The sequence below is a fragment of the Neobacillus drentensis genome (genome assembly GCF_036962125.1).
GTDB lineage: Bacteria > Bacillota > Bacilli > Bacillales > Cytobacillaceae > Neobacillus > Neobacillus drentensis_B.
On the sequence record NZ_JBALOA010000003.1, the window covers coordinates 49049 to 72118 of the forward strand.

Here is a 23070-nt window from a genome sequence, read left to right on the forward strand (position 1 = left end):
GTTAAACAAATAGGCACTTAAATAAATTATAACTTGTATTATCTGAAAGTTCGGAATAAAATAAAGATAACATACTAACCGGTAGGTATTTCCAACGGTTGTTTCGCATACTATATCTTAGCGGCAATAAACTTGATCATAGGAATGGAGTGAAAAGTATGTATTTGCGTCTGACTGAAGAACAAAAAATGGTGCAAAAAACAATTAGAAGATTTGTAGAAAGAGAACTCATTCCACTTGAAAATGATGTACTTAGAAATGAACGAGAAGGTAAACCAAGTCTGCCTGAAGGTAAACTAAAGGAACTACAATTAAAAGCCAAGGAGGCGGGTTTTTGGGGTATTAATACCCCAGAAGAATATGGCGGGGCCGACCTTGGTCAAATGATGATGGCGATTGTGCTCATGGAAGTTTCAAAGACCTTTGTTCCCTTCCAATTTGGTGGCAGCGCCGATAATATTCTTTACTATGGAAACGAAGAACAGAAGAAAAAGTACTTAATTCCTACCATTGATGGGGAAAAGAAATCCTGTTTTGCTATGACCGAACCCGGTGCTGGTTCTGACACAAGAAATATTAAAATGACAGCAGTAAAAGATGGCAGTGAATGGGTATTAAATGGTGAAAAGACATTCATAACAGGTGGAAATGAAGCTGATTTTGTAATGGCAATTGCGATTACCGATAAGGAGAGACATCAATCGACACAAGGACGCGAGGGGGTAACATGTTTTATTGTCGACCGAGATATGGGCTGGAAATCAGAGTATATACATACAATGGGAGAATGGGGTCCAGCCGGCTTAGTTTTTGATAACGTACGAGTACCAGAGGAAAATATTCTAGGTGAGTTACACAAAGGCTATAATCTTGGACTTGAATGGATCGGTTTTGCCCGCTGGGTCGTTGGGGCAAGGGCTGTCGGTACCGCCGAACGACTGCTGCAAATGGCAATTGATTACGCAAAGGAGCGGGTCACTTTTGGTAAACCAATTGCCGAAAGACAAGCAATCCAATGGCAAATTGCTGATTCTGCAGTTGAGATTGAAGCAGCCAAGTGGCTCGTGTTGAACGCCGCATTTACGCTTGATAATGGCGAAGATAATCGCCATTTAGCATCGATGGCAAAATTGTATGGCGCCAATATGGGGAACAAAGTCGTCGACCGAGTCCTGCAAATTCATGGTGGCATGGGATATACAAGAGAATTACCAATTGAGCGTTGGTACCGAGAAGCAAGGCTCTGGAGAATCTACGATGGGACAGATGAAATTCAACGGATGATTATTGCACGGAATCTGATTAAGGGACATGTGAAAATTGGTCAATATGTATAAGGATTAAAATGAAAGCGCAATCTATTAATCTACTAATCGAAGGGCAGGAATCAGAAATGGCTGGGAGATTTACAGGAAGAGTAGCATTTGTCACTGGTGGAAGTAGGGGCATCGGCAAGGGGATTGTTGAGCTTTTTGCCCAAGAAGGGGCAAAGGTAGCTCTAATTGATTTGAATGAAGAAGCGTTAAGTGCAACGGCAAGTGAGTTAAAGGAAAAGGGGTATCACGTGTATGCAAGGGTGGCAAACGTCGTCGACCCCGAGCAGGTAGAAAACGCGATGAAAGAGGTTCATGAGGCATTCGGCTCTATCGATATTCTCGTCAATAACGCAGGAGTTATCCGCGATAATCTGCTCTTTAAGATGACAGATTCCGATTGGCAAACCGTTATGGATGTCCATTTGAAAGGTTCTTTCATTGCAGCACGAGCCGCTCAAAAATATATGGTCGAAAATAAATATGGTCGAATTATTAATATTTCCTCGACTTCAGCCCTGGGAAATCGCGGTCAGGCCAATTATGCTGCCGCCAAAGCTGGGTTGCAGGGCTTTACAAAAACACTCGCCATTGAATTAGGCAGATATGGGATTACTGCTAACTCAGTAGCGCCTGGATTTATTGAAACAGAAATGACGAAAGAAACGGCTGCAAGAATCGGCATTCCTTTTGAACAACTCATTCAAGCGAGTGTCTCAAGTATTCCAGTCGGAAGAAGTGGCAAACCGGCAGACATTGCGAATGCCGTCGCCTTTTTTGCGGATGAAAAATCATCCTTTGTAAATGGTCAAGTGATCTATGTTGCTGGCGGACCAAAATGTTAACTAAATGAGGTGAAGAGAATTGTTTAAAGAACAAATAGGTAAACAATCAAATAAGGTTAAAAATGCGGTTGAAAGAGGGGCCGTCAAGAAATTTGCGGAAGCAATTGGTGACCTTCATCCAATTTACTTTGATGAGGAAACTGGGAGAAATTCTAGATATCAAGCCAATATTGCCCCGCCAACTTTTCCAAGGACATTTGATTATGGCACCATTGAAGGATTAAACCTTCCAAATAAAGGCTTAATCCATGGAGGACAAACCTTTCATTACGAACGCCCCTTAAGGGTAGGCGAGGATATCCTTTGCTATACGAAAGTAAAGAACTACTTTGAGAAAAAGGGGAATTTTGGGGAGATGGGGTTCCTTGTCATCGAAAATTACGGCGAAGATGAATCAGGTGCTTTAATTTTTAGTTCAACTTCAACGGTTGTTATATCCGAAGCGGTGAGGAAGGTGCTGGCCCGATGAGTACGTTAGCTGCGTTACAAGTTGGGGAATCGGTAAAGGAAATTCAATTGGCACCAGTTTCAAGAATGGACCTCATTAAATATTCAGGTGCATCTGGAGACTTTAACCCCATTCACACGATTGATGATGAGGCCATAAAAGCTGGTTTACCGGGAATCATTGCTCATGGAATGTGGACAATGGGGAACCTTGCGAAGCTTTTTACCGCTTATTATGAAGAAGGGTTCGTCCAAGATTACTCGATCCGTTTTAAAGGAATGGTATTTTTGGGTGATGTAATTACGCTGATAGCTACATTGAAAGAAAGGCAGGACCGAAACCTGCGCTTCACTGTCCAAGCGGTAAATCAACATGGAAAAGACGTGTTGATTGGCGAAGTTTTATATCATCAATACTAGTCTGTAAAATTCTGACCCGGCACCAAGAAGAGAGATTTCTTGGTGCTGGGTTTATTTTAAGCAAAATGAGGTGAAAATCATGAACTTCGAATTTGAGGAAGATCTTCTTTTTTTAAAAAAGAATGTAAGAGATTTTATTCAAACAGAGGTTGAAGCTGTAGCCATGCAAATTGAAGAAGAAAATCACATCCCTGAAAAAATTATCAACCTCTCAAAGGATTTGGGGTTATTTGGATTAAGTATACCAGAACAGTATGGAGGTCTCGGGATTGGCATGGTCGGGAAATGTGCGTTGTATGAGGAAATTGGCCAGACGCATAACGGTTACACCACGTTAATCGGAGCGCATACTGGGATTGGAACGGTTGGAATTGTTGAGTTAGGAAATGAACAGCAAAAGAATAAATATCTTCCTGCAATGGCGAGCGGTGAAAAAATTGGCGCATTTGCCTTAACTGAGCCAGAAGCAGGCTCGAATGCCGCCAACTTAAAAACATCTGCAGTAAGAAAAGGGGACAAATACATTTTAAAGGGGTTAAAGCATTATATTACCAATGCTACGGAGGCGAGTGTATTTACGGTAATGGCTTCGACCAACCCCGGAAAGGGCGCAAAGGGAATAACTTCGTTCATTGTTGAAAAGGATTTTCCTGGTTTTAAAGTAGGAGCGATTGAGAAAAAAATGGGCTTACGCGGCTCGCACTCTGCAGAATTAATTTTCGAGGATTGTGAAGTGCCGGCAGAAAACGTATTGGGGTTAGAAGGACTGGGCTATGTTAACGCCTTAAAGATTTTAACGAACGGCCGGGCCGGACTTGCTGCCCGGAATTTAGGATCTTGTCAAAAACTCCTCGACATGTCAACCAGATTTGCAATGGAACGAATTCAATTCGGGAGACCAATCATAATGAATCAGGCAGTGAGTCACATGCTCGCTGAGATGGCCGTTGAAATTGAAGCGCTTCGGTCGTTTACCTACCGTGTGGCATGGATGGTTGACAAGGAGATGAAGGTAATAAAAGAGGCCGCTATGCTTAAGCTTTATGGGTCAGAGGTATACAACCGAGTCGCAGATAAAGCCGTACAAATACACGGTGGTCTTGGCTATGTTGCTGATTACCCAGTGGAACGGTTTTACCGTGATGCGCGGATTACGAGAATTTATGAGGGGACATCGGAAATTCAAAAGAATATTATTTCCGCACAACTAGAAAAAGAATATAGCTAATCTATTATTCTTTGAAAGGGGGGAACCAAGATGAAGGATATTGTCATATTAAGTGCTGTTCGAACACCGGTAGGAAGATATGGCGGAGCCTTAAGAGGTTTTAATTCTGGTCAACTCGGGGCGATTGTAATCAAAGACGCCATTCATCGGGCAGGAATCAAGGCCGAGCAAGTAGACGAAGTTATTTTAGGTGAAGTGAGGCAAACCACTGAATCATCCAATGTCGCAAGAGTAGCTGCATTAAGGGCAGGGGTACCTGACAAAACACCTGCTTTTACGATTAATCGTTTATGCGCATCCGGGATGCAGGCAGTCGCATCTGCCGCACAGCAAATTGCCTTTGGGCAGGCAGATATTGTTGTTGCTGGAGGCACGGAAAGTATGAGCAATGCGCCCATTTATTTACGAAACACTCGCTTTGGCGGGGACAACGCCAGGCTGGTTGATTCAAATACAGAGGCTGGTCAGCAACCGCATGAACGGTATGGAAATCAATTAGGGATGGGAATTACTGCTGAAAATGTTGCAGAGCAATACTCCATTTCCCGGGAGGACCAAGACCAGTTTGCGCTAGAAAGTCAGCGTAAAGCTGCTGCCGCCATCCAAAAAAATAAGTTCGCTGCTGAAATAATTCCTATCAAAATCAATAATATAAAGAGCCTATTCATTTTTGGTCATGATGAACATCCACGACCAGAAACTACACTGGAAACACTTAGTAGACTTACACCTGTCTTTAAAGAGAATGGCACAGTAACCGCCGGAAATGCGTGTGGTCGAAATGATGGCGCGGCAGCGCTTGTTTTAACTTCGAACAGCCATGCAGAGAGCTTAGGTTTGAAACCGATTGCTAGAATTATTGATTGGGCAACAGCCGGTGTTTCGCCTGAATTGATGGGAATAGGACCCGTTCCGGCCGTGAAAAAACTGTTAAAACGGACTGGGATGACACTAAAGGATATTGATTTAATCGAATTAAATGAGGCCTTTGCCGCGCAGGCGCTAGCCGTGATACGAGAATTGAAATTAGACAGCGAACGGGTCAATGTCAATGGCGGAGCAATCGCACTTGGACACCCGCTAGGGGCAACCGGGGCTAAGATTTTGACTACGCTAATCTATGAGTTGATTCGTAGGAAAGAAAAAAGAGGAATCGCTACGCTCTGTGTGGGTGGCGGACAGGGAATGGCGATTATGATCGAAGTGATCGGTTAAAGTTGAAAGCGTTGTAAGACAAACCATACAAATGCAATAAAGTTAAAATGTTTCTACGATACTAATGAAAAAATTGACGAATAATTAGATGTTGAATATTGAGAAAATTTTGATATTATAATTTATAGTTACATACCAACTGGTTAGTATTTTAGAGAAGGAATGTAAAATATCAAATGAAGTTAATTTTGGATTGGTGGTCAAAGATAAGGTTAGAAAAGGGGGCATGATTAATGAATGTGAAGGACTTATTTGATTTAACAGGAAAAGTAGCGGTTGTCACCGGCGGAGGCAGAGGACTGGGACAGCAGATTGCTGAAGGCTTTGCAGAGGCTGGTGCAAATGTGGTCGTTTGTTCAAGAAAATTGGAAGCCTGTGAGGAAGTTAGTCAAGAGTTAAAAAGACTGGGTGTGGACAGCCTTGCGTTAAAATGTGATGTAACGAATCCAGATGATATTAGAAATGTCGTTGAGCGGACAGTTGAACGATTTGGACGAATTGATATTCTCGTAAACAATAGTGGTGCTTCATGGGGAGCACCAGTCGAGGAAATGCCGCTTGAAGCGTGGAAAAAGGTCATCGATGTCAATGTCACCGGGACATTCTTAATGTCACAAGCGGTGGGTAGGATTATGCTCCAGCAAAAATCAGGGAAAATCATTAATATTGCCTCTGTGGCTGGTTTAAAGGGCAGCAACCCGCAATATATGAACGCCATTGGCTATAACTCTAGTAAAGGGGCAGTCATTACGTTTACGAAGGATTTGGCTGTCAAATGGGGGCCGAGCGGGATTTATGTTAATGCTATCGCCCCAGGATTTTTCCCGACGAAAATGTCAAAAGGTCTTCTTGACCAGGGGGGAGAGGCCATTCTCCAAGGTACTCCCTTAAGGAAATTTGGATCGGACACGGACCTGAAGGGGGTAGCTTTGTTTTTAGCAGCACCAGCATCTGACTATGTGACGGGAGATATTTTGATCGTCGATGGGGGCGCCCATGCGATGTAAGTGATTCGCTCATTGGAATGGAGGATTCGCCCATTAGAGTGGGGGATTCGCTCATTGAGATTTGGAATTCGCTCATTGAAGTGGGAAATTCGCCCATTGGAGTGTGGCATTCGCTCATGGAATGTGTGATTCAGTCTTAGATTTTGGAATTCGCTGATTAAATCGTAAAATTCGCTGATAGACTCAAAAAATCCGCCGATTGAAATAGAAATCGTCCTATTTTAATTTCGGTCTACACTAATACATGATTGAATACGCCCTATGAATGCAAAAAAAACATAAACTTTTCTTAAAATAGCTTCAATTTAAGTAAAAATGAGCAAATCTAAGAGGTGAACGGCTATGAAGAGAGATGCAGTCATCGTTTCAGCGGTTAGAACCGCGATTGGCAGACAGGGAGGTGCGCTTGCGGGTGTTCCTGCCCATATTTTGGGAGCCGAGGTCATTAAAGAAGCAGTAAAGCGTGCCTATATTAATCCAGAAATCATTGATGATGTTATTTTTGGAAATGTGCTGTCGGGAGGTGGAAATATTGCTAGATTAACTGCCTTGCAGACGGGGTTATCGATGGACTTACCTGGTTTAACAGTTGACCGGCAGTGTGGATCGGGAATCAATGCAATCAATCTTGCTGCCCAGGCAATCCGTGCTGGGGATGGGGATGTCTATATTGCGGGCGGGACAGAAAGCATGAGCCGCGCTCCGTATTTGATGGACCGGCCGGAAAAACCGTTCAGCCCTGTACCGCCAGGCTTCAGAAAGTCGCAACTGTCACCGAAAGAAATCGGTGATCCGCCCATGGGCATCACCGCTGAGAACCTCGTAGAAAAATACAAGATTACTAGAGAAGAGCAGGATCAATTTGCCTTGCAAAGCCAACAGCGGATGGCGATTGCGATGGCGGAGGGGCGTTACGAGGAACAAATTGTCCCAATAACCATTCCTGTCAAAAAGGGCGAACCTTATATTTTTAAAATCGATGAACACCCACGGCCGCAAACAACCTATGATGGCTTAGCAAAGCTCCAGCCTGCTTTTCTAAAAGGAGGTACCGTTACGGCGGGTAATAGTTCAGGCTTAAATGATGCAGCATCAGCACTTGTGATCATGTCGAGAGAAAAAGCAGAGGGGTTAAAGCTAACCCCTTTAGCAGTGATTCGTGCCTATTCGGTAGCAGGCGTAGACCCGAACATTATGGGGATCGGGCCTGTCCCTGCTGTGAAAAAGGTGCTTCAAATGTCAGGGCATACGTTAGAGGATATGGATCTCATTGAAATTAATGAAGCGTTCGCCGCTCAAGTGTTAGCATGTAATCGTGAACTCAATATGGATCTTGAAAAGGTAAATGTGAACGGCGGCGCTATAGCCCATGGCCATCCGCTCGGGGCGACGGGTGCCATCCTGGTCACAAAGACCGTCCATGAGTTAAAACGTTCGGCTGGAAAATATGCGCTAATTACCGCCTGCATCGGCGGCGGGCAAGGGATTGCGACCATTATTGAACGAGAATAATTTGAGTGTCAGGTACCAGGCCAAAATGGAGAGACGATGTCTCTCCTTAGAAAAAAGTTATATGAAAGGTTTCATAAAATGACAGCGTTTACAATAGACTCTAACATTCTATTAAATAAGGAGTGAAGACCATTGCTAACTCTTCATTATGATTTTTGGCCTAAAATCTCTAAATCTTTAAAAGTTCCCTCTACTTCGCTGTATGACAATCTCAAAGTCAGTTCGAATCGTTACCCCGACCAAGATGCGATTTACTATTACGGCAACAAACTATCCTACGAACAGCTTGATTCAGAGGTTAACGCTCTTGCTGGGTATTTGCAGCAGAAGTTAGGGGTAAAGACTGGTGAAAAAGTCCTATTATTTATGCAAAATTCCCCGCAGTTTGTGATTGGCTACTATGCCATTCTAAGAGCAAACGCTGTCGTTGTTCCGATTAATCCGATGTTAGTTGCGGATGAATTAGATTTTTATGTGCGTGATTGTGAAATCAAGACGGCTATTGCTGGGCAGGAGTTATATGAGCGCATTCGTCCATTGTTAGGAAAAACCTCATTAGTGAATTTGGTCATCGCTGCCTATTCTGATTATGCAGGCGATGGTTTTGAAGGGAGGCTGCCAATAGAAGTAGAAGCACCAAGGGTATTATTTTCAGAGTCCGGTAATTATCTTTGGAATGAGGCGATTCAGGCAAATTTCACCCCAACGAAGCATACGGCGAAAGGGGATGACTTGGCATGTCTGCCTTATACATCTGGGACAACAGGCTTGCCAAAGGGCTGTATGCATACCAACCGAACGGTTAATGCGAACACGGTGGGTGCGTATCACTGGTCTTCCACTACCACCAATGCTGTCCATTTAATGTCCTTGCCGCTTTTTCATGTAACAGGAATGGTACACAGTATGCATATGCCAATTTACAGTGGAAGTACGATGGTCATCTTAACTAGATGGAATCGAGACCTTGCCGTCGAAATGATAAAAACACTTCATTGTACTCACTGGGTGACAATTGCGACCATGATTGTTGATTTCCTCGCCAATCCAAGACTGAAAGCAGAGGATATCGCTTCGTTGACATCAATTTCGGGTGGAGGGGCAGCCTTGCCAGAAGCTGTTGGTGAAAAATTATTTAAGTTAACAGGTTTGCGGTTTGTTGAAGGCTATGGTCTTTCTGAAACGATTGCGCAGACACATTTTAATCCGGCTGAGCGACCAAAAATGCAATGTCTGGGGATTCCATCGTTTGATGTAGATGCTAGAATCATCGAACCAGCAACAGGAAAAGAACTGGGTGTCGGGGAAGTAGGCGAGATTATTGTCAACGGACCACAAGTAATGGTTGGCTACTTTAACCGGGATGACGAAAATAGAAATTCCTTTATTGATATTGGGGGCAAACAGTTCTTCCGAACGGGTGATATTGGTCGTTATGACGAAGAAGGCTATTTCTTCATTGTTGACCGGGTGAAACGAATGATTAATGCATCAGGATATAAAGTCTGGCCGACTGAAGTGGAATCTTATCTCTATAAGCATCCGGCCGTTCAGCAGGCTTGTGTTGTCGGCGTGCCAGATCCAAGACGAGGCGAAACCGTTAAAGCGTTTGTTATTTTAAATGAAGGCTTTGAAGGGAAAGTCAGTCCTGAAGAAATAATCGAGTGGTCGAAACAGCATATGGCTGCCTATAAATACCCGAGATTAATTGAATTTAGAGAACAATTTCCCATGACTTCAAGCGGCAAAATATTATGGCGTACCCTTCAAGAAGAAGAAAAAGTGAAAGTCTCAAATAAAGTTCAGTAATCATTAGGGGAGTGAGACAAATAGTAAGCTCCCCGTAACTTAATCATTCATGATCGCACTTAGGTCAGTCCTCCTGTCAAAAGTAATAATAATGTCTATGAAAGGAGGGGGTCAAATTGTTTAAGATTATTCCGTTAGAACTAGAAACCCATTTTGCCGAGGGTACGGTCAATGCCTTTTTGGCAATTGGAGATTCGGTTACTCTAATCGATACGGGCAATCCGGGTAAGGCTTCGTTTCAGCAGCTCCAAAGCAAACTACATACGCACGGCGTTTCATTGAAGGATATTGATCGAATTGTCCTTACACATATCCATATCGACCATGCGGGTGCCATTCCTTCCATTTTAGAAACAATAGATTTGCCAATCTTTGTTCATGAACAAGCACAAGGATCCATTAATACTGGTCTGGATGAGTATCAAAGAGTGGAAACGTTTTTTCAGCAGTTTCTAACGAGTTGCGGTGCGGACACCATGCAGCACATCATCAAGCGTCCATTTAAAGAGGAAAAATGGCGAAATATTAGCTACCTAAATCAAGGAGATGTTATTCCGCTTGGCGGACTGCCATTTAAAGTGGTTCACGTTCCCGGCCATAGCCAATCTGACATTCTACTATGGAATGAAGAAACAGGCGATACTTTTGCTGGCGATCATTTATTAAAGGCGTTTTCTGTCAATGCCTTTATCGAACCGCCTATTAAGGGTGATGTAGCCCGTCCGCGGCCATTATTGCAATATCGAAGCTCACTTGAAAAAGTAAGTAAGTTGCCATTAAAGACGATTTACCCTGGTCATGGCGAGGCATTTTCTGATCATCAATCACTCATCCATACAAGATTACTAGAACAGGAAAAACGATGTGATCAAATTCTAGCGATTCTTGCAAGTGGAGGAAAATGCATTTATCAAATCTGCAGGGAAATGTATCCTCGTCTTCAAGGGCATACCGTATTCTTAGGATTATCACAAATTCAAGGCCACTTGGATTTACTTGAAGAAAGAGAACAGGTGAGCTTTCAACAACAAGGTTCGCTTGTCATCTATCACTTGTGCTAGCGAAGTAATGAAATCTATTAAAGGAGTGGATGTTGTGGAATGAAGCTAAAAGACCTGCTAGAAACCAATATTGCTGAATTTGCTGAATATCCTTTGTTATTTTACAAAGAGAAAACGTTCACAAACGTAGAAACGAAGCAATACGCGGACCAATTTGCATCAGGCATACGGAACCTTGGCATTGCTAGGGGAGATCGGGTAATCGTTTGTATGCCCAATTGTCCTGAGGTCCTCTTTGCCTATCAAGGGATCACAAGAGCAGGAGCAACGATTGTCCCAGTAATGTTTACCCTCCATCCAAAGGAAATTCACTACATCGCACGAAATTCTGGGGCAAAAGCAGTTATTACCTCATCCACAATCCGCATTAATGTTGAAAAGTCACTCGATGGTTTACCAGAGAAACCACAGTTAATTGTCGTTGATAGGCCGTCAGATGACCGAGCCAAAAACTTCTATGATCTGCTCATGCCGGCTAATGATCTAATAGAGGATGAGGGAGACGCCGATGAAATAGCTGTCATTCTCTACACTTCAGGAACCACCGGTAATCCCAAAGGTGTGCTATTAACCCATAAAAACTTATACTCCAACGCAGAAAATTCTGCGAAACATAATCAAACTGAGCGTGGGACAACACTTGGTGTTCTGCCGCTTGCCCATGTGTATGGCCTGACCATCTCAAATATCTGTTTTCTCACAGGCAGTTCCATTGTTGTTTTTTCAAGCTTTAATACAAAAGAGGTATTTAAAGCGATTGAAACATACAAGGTAAAAACTTTCTCAGCCGTTCCAGCCATGATTCATGCTCTAGTTTCTTATCCACAAGCAGACCTATATAACACCTCCAGTCTGGAATCAGTTGGGTCAGGGTCGGCGCCTCTGCCAGTTGCTCTTTTGCATGCTTTTGAACAAAAATTTGGCGCGAAGGTTTACGAGGGCTATGGGTTGTCAGAGGCTGCTCCGGTTGTAACTGCCCACTGTAAAGGAATTGACATCAAACCTGGCTCAGTTGGTATTCCGATTCCAGGGGTGGAGTTGAAAATTGTCGATGTAAATGGCGGTGAAGTTCCAGCCGGTGAAGTCGGGGAACTGATTGTCCGCGGTGAGAATATAACTCCTGGCTACTATCAAAATGCCGACGAAACCAATCGGGTCTTAAAAGATTCCTGGCTCTTTACGGGTGATATGGCCCGGATTGATGATGAAGGGTATGTCTATATTGTTGACCGAAAAAAGGATGTAATTATTCGCGGGGGCTTTAATGTGTATCCACGGGATGTCGAAGAGATATTAAATGGCCATGAACAAGTGGTAGAGGCAGCTGTTGTGGGAGTTCCTGATGAACGGCTGGGCGAAGAATTAGTCGCCTGTGTTGTAATAAAACCAGGCTCAGACGTAACCGAAAACGAATTAATCACTTATTGCCAAGACCATTTAGCCAAAAATAAAACACCGCAAAGAATTATTTTTCTAGAAGCATTGCCAAGAAATGGTGTCGGAAAAATTTTAAAAATGCATCTTCGAAAACAGGCTTTGGAAACTGTAATCAAACCGTAAAAGAATAAAGGAGGAAAGTACAAATGGAAAAAAGAACCATATTAACAACGAGTAGTCGAGGATTGCTTGAAGATTCCTTCCCATATCGCTTATACCAAAAAGCAAAACGGTTAGGAACCTGGAACCCTGCTGATATCGATTTTAGTCAGGATCAAAAGGATTGGAAAGCGATGAATTTAGAGCAGCAAGCGGATATTTTACGACTAATATCTCAATTCCAAGCAGGAGAGGAAGCGGTTACATTGGATCTGCTTCCACTAATCATGGCGATAGCAAAAGAAGGGCGACTTGAAGAAGAAATGTTCCTAACAACCTTTTTATACGAGGAAGCGAAACATACAGAATTTTTCCGGCTCGTGTTGAATGCGATTGGGGAGCGTGGGGACCTGTCCCACTATCATACGGAAACCTATCAGAAGATATTCTATGAAATCCTCCCATCAACAATGGAACGGCTTGTTACCGACCAATCTCCAGAAGCGATCGCCGAAGCATCTGTAGTCTACAACATGTTTGTCGAGGGTGTATTAGCAGAAACGGGTTATTTTTCCTTTTACGCTGCCTTAGAAACAGCCGGAATCATGCCGGGGCTGCTTGAAGGAATTGGCAATTTAAAGAAGGATGAGTCGAGGCATATTGGTTATGGGACTTTTCTTTTACAACGGTTGATTTGTGAACATCCACATCTCTTTGATTTTGTGGCAGCAAAGATGGGTGAATTGACGCCGCTCGCCATTAGACTAAACCAAGAAGGAATCGCGGGAAGGGAGGTTAGTGCATTCGGCGGGGATCCAGAGGACATTATGAACTTTACCTTAAAACAACTCTCCGTCCGAATGGAAATCTTAGCGCGGGCGAGGGGTAAAAAAATCGAAGAGATTTATAGATATACAGATAGTGAACTAGGAGTACTTTAAAGCGAAGTCGCCTTGTTTAGGAGCTTTGACCCCGATCCCCTAGGCGCTGTAGCTAGTTAGTAAGTGATTTTAGTAGAGGAGGAATTATGATGACGGTAAAGGTAGACGTGCAAACATTTCCCCACTTTATTAACGGAAAGTGGGAGCAAGCTTCGAACCAAGAGACGTTTGATGTGTTTAACCCGGCTAATGGTGAACTCGTGGCAAGGGTAGCAAAAGGTACGACAGCAGATGTCAATCGTGCTGTTGATGCAGCCCGCGCTGCTTTTGATCAAGGCGAGTGGAGAAATATGAAGCCAAAGGACCGTGCCAAGGTGTTATACGCAATTTCCTATCAAATTGCTGAACACGCTGAGGAACTAGCTTACTTAGAAGCAATTAGCTCGGGCGGAACGGTACGGCGCATCGGCAATAGTGATATTTTACAGATGGTTGACTTGTTCCAAACATTAGCCAACTTTACGGCGGACTACCCATTCTCGGAAACACTTCCAGTTCCACCTTTCCCAGGTCCAGCACATAATTTTATTTGGCGGGAACCAATTGGTGTTTGTGCAGCAATTACACCATGGAATTTGCCGATGGTAATCGCCACATGGAAGATTGCCCCTGCACTTGCAATGGGGAACACAATTGTAATTAAGCCGGCTAGTTATACTCCGCTTTCGACTTTGAAACTAGCAGAAATCATTTCTGCAGTTGTTCCTCCAGGTGTAATTAACGTTGTTTCTGGGCCAGGCACAGAAGTGGGCGAAGCATTAGTGAACCATCCGAAGGTTGACAAAGTAGCCTTCACCGGTTCTACAGTGGTGGGTAGACGGATTATGGGACTTGCTGCAGGTACCATTAAAAAAACCACACTCGAACTCGGTGGAAAATCACCTAATATCCTTTTGGAGGATGCCGACCTGAGTATAGCCCTTCCTGGTAGTTTATTTGGAGTATTTCTCCATTCTGGACAGCTATGTGAATCTGGAACAAGATTATTTGTACCTGATAAGCTCTATGACCAAGTGGTTGAAGGGTTAGTCGCACTCACTAGTAAATTAAAGCTCGGTAACCCACTAGATCCAGCCACTGATGTCGGTCCTGTAATATCGAAAAAGCAAAAGGAAACCATACTTTCGTACATTGAAGCTGGCAAACAAGAAGGAGCTACACTTGTATGTGGCGGCAAAGAAGTGAAGGTAGCTGGCTGTGAAGAGGGACATTTTATCGAACCAACGATTTTTACAAATGTCACCAATGATATGAAAATTGCCCAAGAAGAAATTTTCGGGCCTGTCCTCTGTGTGATTCGTTATTCAGACTTAGACGATGCGATTCGAATGGCGAACGATACAATTTATGGTTTAGCAGCAGGTGTATGGACGCGCGATGTCAATAAAGCCTATGCGGTCGCGAGGAAACTACAGGCTGGTGTGGTCTGGATTAATGACTGGCATATGCTCCGCAGCGATGCCCCGTTTGGAGGGTATAAACAAAGTGGTATTGGCAGAGAAATGGGTCAGCAATCACTCGATGCCTATACCCAGGTAAAGCATGTTCACACTTCGATGACTCCGGAACTTGAGCGACGTAATTGGTACGGAATTCTGTTTGGCCAAAACTAAAGAAGAGGTGAGGAAGCTAATGAAAACAACCTTATCACAGTTTATGTTACGTACAGGAATTTACAGTGGTTCAAACTCAAGGGCGATGGTACCAAGTCTTTTTGCGGGCCTTGGTGCGAAACGCGTGCTTCTATTAAGTGACAGAGGCTTAGAGGCAGCCGGAATTGTTGAAAAAGTGGCTGATATTTTTTCACTGACAGGGCATGGTTCTGGCCCGGAATTAGTGGGTCAATACCTTGATATTAAACAGGATGCCGAAAGTAGATGCATCAATGAAGCGGTTCGTTATGCAAGAGAAATCGGAGCGGATTCCTTACTAGCAGTGGGTGGGGGGAGTGTCCTAGATACGGTAAAAGGAGTAAAATATGCACTTCATAAAGGTTTGACGGACATTAAAGAGGCCATCCCAGGCGGTTTATTGTATGAGTCTTTTCCAAAAGCCAATTTCATGCCGATTCCGCATATCGCCATCCCGACAACCGCGGGAACTGGTTCAGAGGTATCGCCAATTGCGGTAATCTTTAATGAAGATATTCAAATGAAGACAAATATCATTAATCCATTTATTAATGCTGATATGGCAATCCTGGATCCGGATTTAACCGTCGGACTTCCACCAATGATAACGGCATTTACAGGGTTTGATGCCTTAACACATGCGATTGAGGCTCTAGCCTCTCCAACAGCAACCGGTCTCACTGACGCTTATGCGCTGCATGCAATTAGGCTGATTGAAAAAAATCTGCCTGTGGCGGTCGCAGATGGTACGAACCTGGATGCACGCATGGATCTACTGCAAGCAAGCTTAATGGGGATTACCGCTTTCAGTTTTGCCCTAAATGCAATACCGGTTCATAATATGGCCCATGCCTATGGCGCTTTGTTCCGAATTCCGCATGGCCTAGCCAATGCTGTCTTTTTGCCTGTGGTCATGGAAATGGTTCCAGATTTATATCTGCCAAAAGCAGCTGAATTAGCGCAAGCGTTAAACGTTGATTTGAAGGGAGATTCCCCGCAAACTGCGTTAGCGAAAGTGATTGGGAAAATTAAATTACTCCAGTATAAGGTAGGATTGCCAGCGGATTTCAAACAATTCAACATAACAGAAGAGGCACTCCAGCAGGCGATTCCAGCAGTCATGAAGGACCCAGCCGCATTAAGCTTCCCAATGCCGAAAGAATTAATTGCAGCGATTGGGCAAAAAGTCGTTCCATTGACAGTGAAATAATTTGATAATAGTAGAGAAACCATTATGAATGTGATTTGTTCATAATGGTTTTTCAATGGTCTGCCATAGAAAAGCCAAGATGTATTTCTGTATTTTTGAGGGGGTAAAACTGGATGAATCTTACGCTTAAAAAATTAACAGAATGCTCCATCGAAGACACAATAACTGCTTGGAATCGGGGGTTTGAAGGATATTTTGTGAAATTAGAGATGACTCCCGAACAATTCTTTAACCGTTTGGTTAATGAAGAGTTATCGTTAGAGCACTCAATCGTTGCTTTTGACGGAAAAGAACCTGTAGCGATAGTTTTAAATGGTTTTCGCGTTATAGACGGGAAAAAGACTGCCTGGAATGGCGGGACTGGAATCGCTACTGAATACCGTGGGAAAGGGGTTTCTAAACAATTAATGGAGGCAGCCTTCAGCGTTTATTCCAAAGAAGGAGTCGAAGTTGCCACCCTTGAGGCCATTAAAGAAAATGAACGGGCGATTCGCCTCTATCAAAGCTTCGGTTATGAAATAATTAATTCCCTAGTTTATTTAAATGGGACCGTAGAGTTGAAAGATACGTTAATTCCGTACACATCAATCCGTCCCGAGCAGCTCCCAACGTTTAGTTTTTATAAAGAAAATGTCCCGTGGCAATGTCAGTGGCAAAGTGTGAAGTCAGGCGAAGCACAGATTTACTTTGATGAATATCAGAATCCACTGGGCTACTCTTTATTTAAACGGGTATGGAATCAACAGGGGCAACTGGAAAGAGTATTGCTCTATCAACTTGAAGTATTAGTTGAAAGTAAAATAGAATTAATTAAATCTATTTTTCGAACAATCCCTGAAGAAAATCAGAAGCCGCTTAACTTCATGACCATTAACGCATCCTTATCAAATCTAGTTATTCCAATCTTACAAGATTTAGGCTTTGAGAAAACAACGGAGCAAGTGCAAATGGTGAAAAAAATAAATTAAAGAAAAGCCAGTTTCCTATTCAAATAGGAGACTGGCTTTTTAACTGATAGTTTTAGGCTTTCCGTAGGATAACGATATTTACCCTGCGGTTTGCTTGCTTGTGTGCATTAGTATCATTGGGATATATGGGCTTATATTCACCGTATCCAACAAATTGCAGGCGTTTTTTTGTTAGTTTTTTTGATTCGAAGTAATGCAAAACACTAACAGCTCGAGCTGAGGAAAGCTCCCAGTTTGAAGCGTATGACGCATTTTTAATCGGAACATTGTCGGTATGACCCTCAATACTTATTGGATTATCGACTGTTTTTGCTAAGCCAACTAATACATTAAGTGTCTTGAAAGAACTTGATTTTAATTCTGCTTTTCCGGGATCAAATAGGATAACATCCTTTAAGGAAATTTCAACTCCACGTTTTGTGTCTTGAAGGGTAATAACTGCATTCAAGCCGTTATTCTTAACATAGTTCTCTAATTTTTCCTTTAAATGGTTGAGCTCGACTTCCTCTTTACTCGGAGCGGGAGCAGCTTCTTTTGCAGGTGGCACTTTGCCAGTCTGTTCATCTGTTTTCGTATTAGAAGGATTAACTGAAAGACCTGATTCTTTACTTTCAATTTTGGTTCCAGTTAATTCGGATTTGAACGATTCCATGATGGACTGATATTTTTCTTTATCGACGGTACTTGAAGCAAATAATACGATAAATAATGCAAGTAAAAGTGTTAGTATATCTGCATAGGGGATCAACCAAGATTCGTCAATGTGTTCTTCATGATCCTCATCAAATCGATTACGCTGTTTTCTCATGTGTAGTTTCCTCGTTTGTTTTTTCAAACTTTTTCCGTTCTTTCGGTGCAATGTAAACAGTTAATTTCTTCTCTAGTGAGCTAGGAGAAACACCTTGATAAACAGCAAGCAATCCTTCAATTGTAAGGAGCTTAAACTCCTGTTCACGTTTAGAAATTCGCTTTAATTTATTAGCTAACGGATGCCACATAACGTAACCGGAAAATATACCTAGTAAGGTTGCAATAAATGCTGCAGAAATAGAATGTCCAAGTTTCTCAACATTATTCAAATTCCCTAAGGATGCAACGAGTCCAATTACTGCACCGAGTACTCCTAAAGTTGGGGCATAGGTGCCTGCCTGTGTAAAAATAAGAGCTCCCGTTTTGTGTCGTTTGTCAATTGCAGCTACTTCATCTAATAATACCTCTTCTATGAACTCAATATCGTGTCCATCAATAATCATTTCTAGACCTTTTTTGGAAAAAGGATCCTTTGTGTCGTTGGCAATTTCCTCAAGGGCTAATAATCCTTCTTTTTTAGCAATTTCTGCACATTTAACTAAGTTGGCAACTTGTTCAGACTTTGATAATTGTTTTGGTTCGAAAAAGGCGATTTTTAACAAAATTGGAAATTTTTTAATCTCACTAAAGGGGAATGCAATGATGACCGCAGCTGCAGTACCTCCGAAAATAATGAGAAATGCTGCCGGATTGTATAATGCTGATAGTGAGGCCCCTTTTAAGACCATTCCCACTCCAATTGCAAGAAATGCCAAGATAATTCCGAAAAGACTAGACATTATATTCTCCTTATTAAAAAGTTTTTAATTTAATTGTACGCCATTCGTGGAATTACGACAATATTGTTTTTGATAGGACCAAATTTTTTTGATTAACTTAGTAATAGAATTTTGATTGTTTTTCAATTTTTAATACATTTATGGAATCCAATTGACGTGTAACTATTTATCTAGTAATTTTAAACTTAATTAGTATGTGTCCGTGAACTTCGACTGTAGTTTTTGTTTTAAAAATTCTAGATTTAGTCATTTTCTCTCATATTAAAAAATAGCTGCTCTACTTTATGAAAGCGTAGCAAGAAAAAGGTGATGCACTTGCAAGAGACCGGATTAGTGAAATTAAGCAAAATTATTCATGACTATTGTGGACTTGGTTACCATGATCGGCTTACCATCCTTAGAGATAAGATATCAAAACGAGTGAATGAACTTGGATTAACTTACGAAGATTACTGTAATTATCTGACTAAAACAAATGAAGAATGGGATGTAGTTATAGAGTTACTAACAATTAATGAGACCTATTTTTATCGCGAAGAAGACCAATTAAACGAGTGCTGTTCGTTTGTTCTGCCTTTGATGAAAGATAAAAATAAAAATCGGCCATTAAGGATCTGGAGTGCAGCTTGTTCAAGTGGGGAGGAGCCTTATACGCTTGCCATGTTGATACAAGAAACTGGTCTTTTTTTACCTGGTTCAGTAGAGATTATTGCGACCGATATTAACAAGAAGGTCCTTCAAAAAGCCGAAAAGGGCTGGTATCATAATAGTTCATTTGCCTTTCGGCGCATACCAGAAAGGTTATTAAAAAAATATTTTATTGATGAAAATGATGGATATCAAATTAATGCATCTACTAAAAGAATGGTGAAATTTCAACAAGTAAACTTGCTTCACGAAAATCAATTAACTGAGATTGGTCAAGTGGACATAATTTTCTGTAGAAATGTTTTGATTTATTTTGATCAAGATAAAACTAAGCGAGTGATTCAAAGTTTATATCGAAATTTAACACCTACTGGTTACCTGTTTCTTGGCCATGCTGAATCCATAACTGATTCGAGCATGGGGTTTCAAAAAGTACGTTCAGATAAGAGTTTTTATTATCGAAAGGAATCTAATCAGGATGAAACAATACGGTATTTTAGTAGTCGATGATTCTGCTTTTATTCGCAGAGCCATTTGTCTAATGATAGAAAATGACTCTCGTTTTTTTGTGGTTGGAATCGCAAGGAATGGTGTGGAAGCTGTCGAAAAGGTTCAGCGACTTAAACCTGATCTGGTCACTTTGGATGTGGAAATGCCAGAAATGAATGGTCTTTTGGCATTGGAACAGATTATGAAATCCTCACCAGTTCCTGTGGTTATGATAAGTGCCAGAACTAGTGAAGGAGCACAGGAAACCTTAGAGGCCCTCGACTTGGGTGCCGTTGATTTCTTTTTAAAGGAGAACCTGATAAGAAACAACAATGGTGAAGATCAAAGTAAAGAATTTCTAAACCGTTTATCTGGAATAGTGGAAGCCAAACTCCCAAAGAGCGAGGATACGGTTCAACCTTATCGAAACGAAGTGGGTCAAGGATCACCAGGGAAAACGGAACTTATTTTTATTGGTTGTTCAACAGGTGGGCCAAAAGCCTTGCAAACGATTTTACCGTGTTTTCCGAAAAAATTTCCTATTCCAATTGTGGTCGCCCAACATATGCCGACTGGTTTTACTAAGCATTTGGCTGAGAGGTTTAACTCTATATGTCAATTGGATGTAACTGAGATAAATAATGGTCAAGAAGTAAAGCCAGGAACAATTTATATTTGCCCATCAGGTTATCAAACTCGTTTTGAAAAACAAGATGGAAAGATCATTTTTAATGTCGAAAACCATGAAGACGAAAATGAATTATACAAACCATCCATAGATATAACACTTAGTTCAGCTGCGCCAATTTTTACGGATAGATTATTATCTGTGATTTTAACAGGAATGGGGATCGACGGGGCTAAAGGTTGTGGTTTAGTCAAGAGATATCACGGGAAGGTATTAGTGGAAGCAGAGGATTCATGTATTGTCTACGGTATGCCAAAAGCTGTTCTTGATGCAGGACATGCAGATGGTCAATATGTACTGACACGAATCTATCAAGAAATTATATCTTCTATAAAAGCTTTATAGACGAAACAGGTGGTAAAAGTTGTAATGACCACCTGTTTACTTAAGTTTCAAAAACTATCAAAAAGTAAATTACTTGGGATAAAATATTATCATATTGGTAATAGAAAATTGTCATGACGAAAAGAAGTCAATGAGGTATAATGTAGATTAGTTGAATTAAGTAATCAAAATCGAGAGGAGGCAAACTATTTGGGAATTACTCAAATTGATATCAAAATAAATCAAACTAAATTATTATCCGGAGGAAAACCCAATTCTGCCTCTTTATCAGATGCGCCAATAAATTCTTTCGACCAGATTTTAGCTATGTTTAACTTTTCAGGTCAAGCGCTCAAAAAAGACGAACAGCCAGCAACACCATCTTTACAAAACGTCCCTAATCAGTTTAGCGATGATCACATTGAAATGTTGAAACAGATTCAATGTGACGGACAGATTAATCCCAAGATATCTATTGATTTATACAAGCAATCTGCTCTGATTGGATCGGGTGATGAAGAAGATAAATCTAGTTTCGTAAAGTTAAATTCAGTGGGAAATGACCTAATTAATCAGTTGGAATCTCACATAGAGGTAACAAAAGATGACTCAACCAGTTTAGAAAATAGTAAAACAAATTTAATGAATAATAATGAAAAAGTGGCTCAATCTGAACAAGTGAAAATGAATGAAGAAGATTCGGAGAAAATAAACGAAATATTAACTGCCCTTACTACTATCATACAGCAAGCTCTACATACTAACGATGTACAGGAAAGTATTACAAACTCCGATTCTTTAATAAGTAGCTCACAAACAAAGTCAAATTTTATCAGTGTAAGTTCACTCCGCCATGCTAATCTTGAGGTAGGTAAGGTACCAGCTCAGAGGGAAGGTTTGGTTGAAGAAATTGCTCAACAGCACCCTTTCAATTCTAGTCAAGTATTGCAAGGTCTTACCGAATTAGTAAGTGCGTTGAACGCTAATAGAAACCAGAAAGCTTTGGTTATTCCTGAAAATATTAAAGAAAAGATTCAAACAATTATGAATGAATTAAAATTGGTAGAACGGAGTGGGATAGCACTTTCTTCTAGCCAGCCCAATATAGACACTTTAGGGTCAAATAATGTACAACCAGAGCTCGCTTATCATTCGAAACCAGTTTTAAATTTAGATAAAAATCAAGTGATTTTTTCTTTTGAGACAGCACCAGTTAGGAACGGACTAGAAGAAAATAAGCTGACAACCCTCGTAAGCAAACTACCAGAAGTTAATAACATGACGGCAATTGTTAGCACAGTACTGGAAAAAAATAAAGTTGAAACACCGGTTAGATTAACACCAGAAGAAAATAAACTGACAACACCGGTTAATATAGTACCTGAAGAAAATAAACTGGCAGCATCGGTTAACACAGCACGAGAAGAAAATAAAGTTGCAGTAGTTGGAAGCACAGTACCAAATGAAAATAACTTGGCACTATCAGTTAACCATGTTCCAGAAGAAAATAGATTGGCAAAACACGGTAGTAGAGTTCCATTAGAAAATAGAGTTGGTCCTAGTCCAGATGCATCACACATAGATGATCTACTAAAAGTAAGTGGCCAGCCAGATATAGCATTACTACAACAACAAATGGATGGTAAAGAATTGAAACCAGAAACGATTCCAACGAAACTTACAGTTTCTGAATTTGCTCCTGAAGTCAGCGATTGGATTAGCCGTTTTACAAAGATAACCAGTGGTAAGTCGGGGAGTACGGAGGCAAAGTTCTCATTATATCCAGAACACTTAGGCCATATTGAAATAAAGATCAATTCTCAGCAGGGTCAGATTTCTGTTGAAATTTTGACCGATACACCTATAGCAAAGGAAATATTAGAAGGGCAAGTACAACATCTAAGGACTTCCCTGCAACAGTCAAGTTTGCATGTGCAAAAAATTGATATAGTACAGCAAACGCTAGTATCTTCCGAGGCTAGCCAAGCAGGTTTGTCATTTTCTCAAGGTGGTTCCTCATCCTCAAGTGATCAGCGCGCATTCACTCCATCCCAGGATGGCACTAAAAAACAAAAAGAGTCGACAGATCAAAAAGAACGAGATTTAGAGAGTTTATCAATTACATACGGTGGGTCCCCGAGAAAGACATCCTCTCGAATTGATTTCACTGCATAAGAAGGAGTAAAGCT

The 23070-nt window shown here is 41.5% G+C and carries 20 protein-coding genes; 18 read left to right on the plus strand and 2 right to left on the minus strand.

Features of this window, described 5'->3' with window-relative positions:
- Nucleotides 1-158: 158 nt before the first annotated feature.
- The 15 genes from V7121_RS02260 to V7121_RS02330 all read left to right on the plus strand — a co-directional run bounded on the left by V7121_RS02260 (nt 159) and on the right by V7121_RS02330 (nt 17143).
- On the plus strand, nt 159-1337 hold the full coding sequence (locus tag V7121_RS02260; protein WP_335494913.1) for an acyl-CoA dehydrogenase family protein: 1179 nt from the start codon (nt 159-161) through the stop codon (nt 1335-1337).
- 56 nt (nt 1338-1393) lie between these two features.
- On the plus strand, nt 1394-2158 hold the full coding sequence (gene fabG, locus V7121_RS02265; protein ID WP_335494984.1) for a 3-oxoacyl-ACP reductase FabG: 765 nt from the start codon (nt 1394-1396) through the stop codon (nt 2156-2158).
- A 19-nt stretch (nt 2159-2177) separates the two neighbouring features.
- The gene (locus tag V7121_RS02270; protein ID WP_335545554.1) at nt 2178-2627 is read left to right on the plus strand and encodes a MaoC family dehydratase N-terminal domain-containing protein; all 450 of its coding nucleotides are present in this window, start codon (nt 2178-2180) and stop codon (nt 2625-2627) included.
- The gene (locus tag V7121_RS02275; protein ID WP_335494910.1) at nt 2624-3025 is read left to right on the plus strand and encodes a MaoC/PaaZ C-terminal domain-containing protein; all 402 of its coding nucleotides are present in this window, start codon (nt 2624-2626) and stop codon (nt 3023-3025) included. The genes V7121_RS02270 and V7121_RS02275 overlap by 4 nt, the downstream gene beginning before the upstream one ends.
- Before the next feature lie 79 nt (nt 3026-3104).
- Nucleotides 3105-4253, plus strand: a complete 1149-nt coding sequence (locus tag V7121_RS02280; protein ID WP_335545556.1) for an acyl-CoA dehydrogenase family protein — start codon at nt 3105-3107, stop codon at nt 4251-4253.
- 30 nt (nt 4254-4283) lie between these two features.
- On the plus strand, nt 4284-5468 hold the full coding sequence (locus tag V7121_RS02285) for a thiolase family protein (RefSeq protein ID WP_335545559.1): 1185 nt from the start codon (nt 4284-4286) through the stop codon (nt 5466-5468).
- A 233-nt stretch (nt 5469-5701) separates the two neighbouring features.
- Nucleotides 5702-6475, plus strand: a complete 774-nt coding sequence (locus V7121_RS02290) for an SDR family oxidoreductase (protein WP_335545561.1) — start codon at nt 5702-5704, stop codon at nt 6473-6475.
- Between the two features lie 342 nt (nt 6476-6817).
- Nucleotides 6818-7987, plus strand: coding sequence for a thiolase family protein (locus V7121_RS02295; RefSeq protein ID WP_335494904.1), 1170 nt, complete (start codon nt 6818-6820; stop codon nt 7985-7987).
- Between the two features lie 132 nt (nt 7988-8119).
- Nucleotides 8120-9796 carry a long-chain fatty acid--CoA ligase gene (locus tag V7121_RS02300; RefSeq protein WP_335494902.1) on the plus strand — a complete coding sequence of 559 codons (1677 nt, stop codon included), beginning with the start codon at nt 8120-8122 and terminating at the stop codon, nt 9794-9796.
- A 116-nt stretch (nt 9797-9912) separates the two neighbouring features.
- Nucleotides 9913-10857: an MBL fold metallo-hydrolase gene (locus V7121_RS02305; RefSeq protein WP_335494899.1), complete on the plus strand. Its 945-nt coding sequence runs from the start codon at nt 9913-9915 to the stop codon at nt 10855-10857.
- Nucleotides 10858-10896: 39 nt separating this feature from the next.
- Nucleotides 10897-12417 (plus strand): class I adenylate-forming enzyme family protein, encoded by a 1521-nt coding sequence (locus V7121_RS02310; protein ID WP_335545563.1) that lies wholly within the window; start codon nt 10897-10899, stop codon nt 12415-12417.
- Between the two features lie 23 nt (nt 12418-12440).
- Complete coding sequence (locus V7121_RS02315) at nt 12441-13334, plus strand: R2-like ligand-binding oxidase (RefSeq protein WP_335545565.1); 894 nt, start codon at nt 12441-12443, stop codon at nt 13332-13334.
- A gap of 89 nt (nt 13335-13423) precedes the next feature.
- Nucleotides 13424-14947, plus strand: a complete 1524-nt coding sequence (locus V7121_RS02320; protein ID WP_335545738.1) for an aldehyde dehydrogenase family protein — start codon at nt 13424-13426, stop codon at nt 14945-14947.
- 19 nt (nt 14948-14966) lie between these two features.
- The gene (locus V7121_RS02325) at nt 14967-16175 is read left to right on the plus strand and encodes an iron-containing alcohol dehydrogenase (RefSeq protein WP_335494890.1); all 1209 of its coding nucleotides are present in this window, start codon (nt 14967-14969) and stop codon (nt 16173-16175) included.
- A 113-nt stretch (nt 16176-16288) separates the two neighbouring features.
- A complete protein-coding gene (locus V7121_RS02330; RefSeq protein WP_335545568.1) occupies nt 16289-17143 on the plus strand; it encodes a GNAT family N-acetyltransferase in 855 nt (284 codons plus the stop codon).
- A gap of 52 nt (nt 17144-17195) precedes the next feature.
- Here V7121_RS02330 and V7121_RS02335 read toward each other — a convergent pair whose 3' ends face one another.
- Nucleotides 17196-17951: a flagellar motor protein MotB gene (locus V7121_RS02335; RefSeq protein WP_335545570.1), complete on the minus strand. Its 756-nt coding sequence runs from the start codon at nt 17949-17951 to the stop codon at nt 17196-17198.
- On the minus strand, nt 17935-18732 hold the full coding sequence (gene motA, locus V7121_RS02340; protein WP_335494884.1) for a flagellar motor stator protein MotA: 798 nt from the start codon (nt 18730-18732) through the stop codon (nt 17935-17937). The genes V7121_RS02335 and motA overlap by 17 nt, the downstream gene beginning before the upstream one ends.
- A 333-nt stretch (nt 18733-19065) precedes the next feature.
- Between motA and V7121_RS02345 the strand changes: the two genes are divergently transcribed.
- The 3 genes from V7121_RS02345 (at nt 19066) to V7121_RS02355 (ending at nt 23056) form a co-directional block, all read left to right on the plus strand.
- On the plus strand, nt 19066-19890 hold the full coding sequence (locus V7121_RS02345; RefSeq protein WP_335545572.1) for a CheR family methyltransferase: 825 nt from the start codon (nt 19066-19068) through the stop codon (nt 19888-19890).
- A complete protein-coding gene (cheB, locus tag V7121_RS02350) occupies nt 19859-20902 on the plus strand; it encodes a chemotaxis-specific protein-glutamate methyltransferase CheB (RefSeq protein ID WP_335494880.1) in 1044 nt (347 codons plus the stop codon). Before V7121_RS02345 ends, cheB begins: the two co-directional genes overlap by 32 nt.
- Nucleotides 20903-21091: 189 nt before the next feature.
- Nucleotides 21092-23056 carry a flagellar hook-length control protein FliK gene (locus V7121_RS02355; RefSeq protein ID WP_335545574.1) on the plus strand — a complete coding sequence of 655 codons (1965 nt, stop codon included), beginning with the start codon at nt 21092-21094 and terminating at the stop codon, nt 23054-23056.
- The last annotated feature ends 14 nt before the right edge of the window (nt 23057-23070 follow it).